This is a genomic window from Flavobacterium sp. A45 (assembly GCF_002001005.1).
Classification (GTDB): domain Bacteria; phylum Bacteroidota; class Bacteroidia; order Flavobacteriales; family Flavobacteriaceae; genus Flavobacterium.
The window spans coordinates 1-4,015 of the sequence record NZ_MUNX01000157.1 but is presented as its reverse complement, the minus strand read 5'-3'; the positions used below and the strand labels follow the sequence as shown (position 1 = coordinate 4,015).

Genomic DNA, 4,015 nt, shown 5'->3' with positions numbered 1-4,015 from the left:
CTTCCCCCTCTTTTTCCTCCTCCTGAGGCAATAAATACTTTTTTTTCCATTTTAAATTTTAAAAAAATATCGGATAAATATAATTACCGTTCTATTATAGATTGTCAAAAGTATATTCCTGAATTGTATTCTAACAAAGAGTATTCAACTTTGAAATATTCATACAATAAGGAGAGTTTAAAAGAACCTTATTATTGTTTTTACTTTTGGGCTCATTTAAATAATTTTAAATTTTTATATTTAGATACTGTAAATCCAGTTGGTGATGATATGGTTGGGAATATAGTTCTTTTTCCAACAGGAGAAAAAATGGCATTACATAGTTGGTATGCTAGGGCCTACGAAGTTCATAATGATCAAACCATTCGGTTGAACTCTTTTTTGAAGGATTATAATATTGAAGACGCATCGGTTGATTGGAAAGAAATCCAAGTTTTTAAGAATATATTTTTTAATTGGAAAAAAAGAGCAAAAGTATTTGCTGTAAAATTATTTAAGAATAAATGATTACTATTATATATCCCTACCGTGATAGAGAAGAAAGTAGAGTCAAACGTTCTCTAGATTCATTGGTACGACAAAGCAATCGCGATTTTAAAGTTGTTTTTATAGATTATGGTTCTGTATTTGCCACAGCAACAACAATAAAGGAGCTTACTCAGAATTATGATTTTGTGACCTATCTTTATTCCTATCATTGTCATCAACCTTGGTCGAGAGCTAAGGTAATTAATATTGGGTTACAACACGTGATAACTCCTTATGTTTTTGTTGCGGATGTCGATATGATTTTTAGTCACGACTTCATAGAAAAACTGAAACAGATACAAAATCCTAATCAAGCAGTATTTTTTAAAGTTGGTTTTCTGGATCAAAATGAAAGCGTACAATTCAAATCTTTTGATCAATATAAAATAAGTTTTTTTAGTCAAGTTGGAGCCAAAGGCTTGTCGTTATTTCCTCTTGAGGCTTTGAATGAAATACATGGTTTTGATGAATTTTTACATTTTTGGGGAGCCGAAGATGAAGATGTTCATAATCGATTAGAAAATGCAGGTTATCAATCCCTATTTTATGATCAAGAGATTTTAATGCTACACCAATGGCATGTAACCTATAGAAAAGGAGAGTCAAAAGAATTAAGTCAGGACTTGCAATTGACAAACATAACTAGAATTAATCAGGAGCATTTATTAGATAGCAATAAAGGAAAACTAACAATTGTAAATTTGAAAAAATGGGGAAAAAGTATTTCCAAAACTGAATATGAGGTGTTAGAAAATAGTACGGAGACTTTTTTTATAGGGAATAGAAAAGAAAGTATTAGTCATTTTCTTTTTGTGACATTACCTAATTTTAAGGGAGGAGTACTAAATGTGATTTTTCAAAAAGATGATTTTCAAAATAGTTTGAAATACCATGTGAAAAAATGTTTAGGCAAAACAGTCCCAACATATTACTCTTTAAAAGAAATAAATGACAAAGTATTGCTGCATCTTATTAGTTTTTATAGGGACTGTAATTATTCCTATATAGTGGGAAGTGACTTAAAATCGATTCAATTAAAAATAAAAAAAGACTAAACTACTTTTTCTATCTTTACTAAGCCATAAAATTTTTGCCTATGACCAAAGTAATTCTCATATCACAAGCCCCACTTCCTTTTTCTAAAATAGGTAGTTGGACAACACTTTATAAAAATTATTTGCAAAAGGAACACCAAATAGATTTTATCGTGTGCGAACCACCGGAAATACAGTTTGAGAATGTTAAGTACAGTTTGATTGCCAATAATCTCATTTTTAAAATAAGAAGAAAAATAAGGAAAAATAAGTACTTAGGCTATTTTGAGGCTTTAGATAAAATCCTGAAGCCAAATGAAAAATACATTATTCAAATTATAGATAATTTTGGAATTGTAAAGACACTTACTGCTTTTTTGGTTTCAAAAGGGCTGCGATCCAATTGTTATGTTCAGTTTTTTTATCATGGTTTTCCTCCTTTTTATGAAAATTATCAAGGTAGATGGTTTTTTGAGTCAATAGATGAAATGGTGTTATTAACGAATGATTCTTATTTGGCACATAAAATTTATTATACGGTTTTGCCAACTCGATTTTCGGTTTTGCACAATGGTATTGATACCACAAAGTTTTTCCCGCTTTCGTTAAAAGAGAAGCAAGCAATTAAGCAGACAAAAAACACAAACGCTAAAACCGTTTTTGTATGGTGCTCGCAAGATCGTCCCAAAAAAGGTTTGAGTATTATATTAGAGGCTTGGAAGCGGGTTTATAAAACTAGGCAAGATATAGTGTTGTGGGTTATTGGTTGTGAACCTAAAACACCACAAGAAGGCGTGGTGTATTTTGGTCGAATTCCTAATGATGAACTTCCCGTTTATTTTCAAAGTTCAGATTGTTATTTGTTTCCAACACTTTGTCATGAAGGTTTTGGAATGAGTTTGATTGAGGCGTTGCATTGTGGTAATTATTGTATTGCGTCGGCTATTGGTGGAGTTCCCGAAGTGCTGCAATATGGGAAATTGGGAAAATTAATTGAAAATCCACATTTTGTTTCTGCATGGGAAAATGCAATACTTGATTTTCTTGAAAATCCCGTTACAGAAATTACTGTTTCCACCGAACTATATTCTTCCAAAAGTTGGTCTGCAGGAATGAACAGTATAATAGCCAATGCGAAGGCTTCTATTTCTGATTTATGAAAAAAACTAAAGGGAAGTATCTGTTTTAATGACTAAGTATAAATGAAAACCATAGCCATAATTCCAGCTCGAGGCGGATCGAAACGCATACCGGAAAAAAACATTCAACTCTTTGGCGGTTTGCCATTATTGGTGCATTCAATACAGTATGCTTTAGCTAATAGCGAAATTATTGATGCTATTTATGTTTCTACGGATGATGAAACTATAAAAACAACAGCATTGGCTTATGGAGTCAAAGTGATTGATAGACCAAAAGCCTTGTCAGGTGATCTTGAGCCTACAGTATCTGCATTGAAACACGTTTTGGAATCTATCAAGTCGGATGTAGAAAATGTAATTTTATTACAACCCACTAATCCATTACGACCTGATAATTTACTAAAAGAAGCTTTTGAAGTCTATCAAAAAGATGAATGCGAGAGCTTGTTTACGGTTACCAGAAATCATCAAAAATTTGGCAAAATATTAGATAACAAATTCCAACCTTTTAATTATAGTATCGGGCAACGTAGTCAGGATTTGGAACCTTTGTTTTTCGAAAATGGTTTATTGTATATTACCAAAGCTTCTTTGATTTTGGAAGATATTATTATCTCTGAAAATGCCTTTCCATTCGAAGTAAATCATATTTTTGTCGATGTTGATATTGATACTCCAGAGGATTTGGAGTATGCTGAGTACTTATTTAAAAAAACACATGCAAAAAGATAATTTTTATTTTTCAAATCTTAATGGGGTTAGATGTATTGCTGCTTTTATGGTTATTGTGGGGCATATTGAATTGAATAAATCCTATTTTGGTTTACCTAATAATTTTCAAAGTGTAAAGCGGCTAGGTGAATTAGGAGTTTCTTTGTTTTTTGTTTTAAGTGGTTTTTTGATTACTTATTTATTATTAAGAGAGAAAGGGAAATATGGAAAAATTAACATTAGGTTATTTTATTTAAGAAGAGTTTTAAGGATTTGGCCATTGTATTATTTGGTAGTGTTACTTTCATTGTTTGTATTGCCTAATCTTTCTGTATTTCAAATGCCCTATTTTCATTTGGATTTGGATACAAATTATCAACTTTTTATGGTTTGTTTTATGTTTGTTTTTTTTCTTCCAAATGTTTTGATTAATCTAAAATTAATTCCATTTGCTACACAAACATGGTCTATAGGAACTGAGGAACAATTTTATCTTATTTGGCCAATATTAATTGATAAATCTTTAAATCTTAAAAAATGGTTATTAAGTATATTTTTATTGTATAATTTGTTTTTGGTAGTTTTAAGTAATTCTTTTTT

The 4,015-nt window shown here is 30.7% G+C and carries 4 protein-coding genes and 1 pseudogene; all 5 read left to right on the top strand.

Features of this window, described 5'->3' with window-relative positions; translation table 11 throughout:
- Positions 1-507: pseudogene (locus tag B0E44_RS18910) on the top strand (hypothetical protein); the annotation flags it as partial.
- Positions 504-1,583, top strand: a complete 1,080-nt coding sequence (locus B0E44_RS18520) for a glycosyltransferase family 2 protein (RefSeq protein WP_077378965.1) — start codon at positions 504-506, stop codon at positions 1,581-1,583. The pseudogene B0E44_RS18910 and the gene B0E44_RS18520, both read left to right, overlap by 4 nt.
- A gap of 41 nt (positions 1,584-1,624) precedes the next feature.
- On the top strand, positions 1,625-2,722 hold the full coding sequence (locus B0E44_RS18515) for a glycosyltransferase family 4 protein (RefSeq protein ID WP_077378962.1): 1,098 nt from the start codon (positions 1,625-1,627) through the stop codon (positions 2,720-2,722).
- 42 nt (positions 2,723-2,764) lie between these two features.
- On the top strand, positions 2,765-3,436 hold the full coding sequence (locus B0E44_RS18510) for a cytidylyltransferase domain-containing protein (RefSeq protein ID WP_077378959.1): 672 nt from the start codon (positions 2,765-2,767) through the stop codon (positions 3,434-3,436).
- Positions 3,423-4,015 (top strand): acyltransferase (locus tag B0E44_RS18505; RefSeq protein ID WP_165688830.1); only part of this gene is annotated, 593 nt, incomplete at its 3' end. The genes B0E44_RS18510 and B0E44_RS18505, both read left to right, overlap by 14 nt.

Bases quoted from the DNA above. Each gene is read 5' to 3' on its own strand.
- B0E44_RS18520 (WP_077378965.1), top strand. From the start codon at position 504: ATGATTACTATTATATATCCCTACCGTGATAGAGAAGAAAGTAGAGTC.
- B0E44_RS18515 (WP_077378962.1), top strand. From the start codon at position 1,625: ATGACCAAAGTAATTCTCATATCACAAGCCCCACTTCCTTTTTCTAAA.
- B0E44_RS18510 (WP_077378959.1), top strand. From the start codon at position 2,765: ATGAAAACCATAGCCATAATTCCAGCTCGAGGCGGATCGAAACGCATA.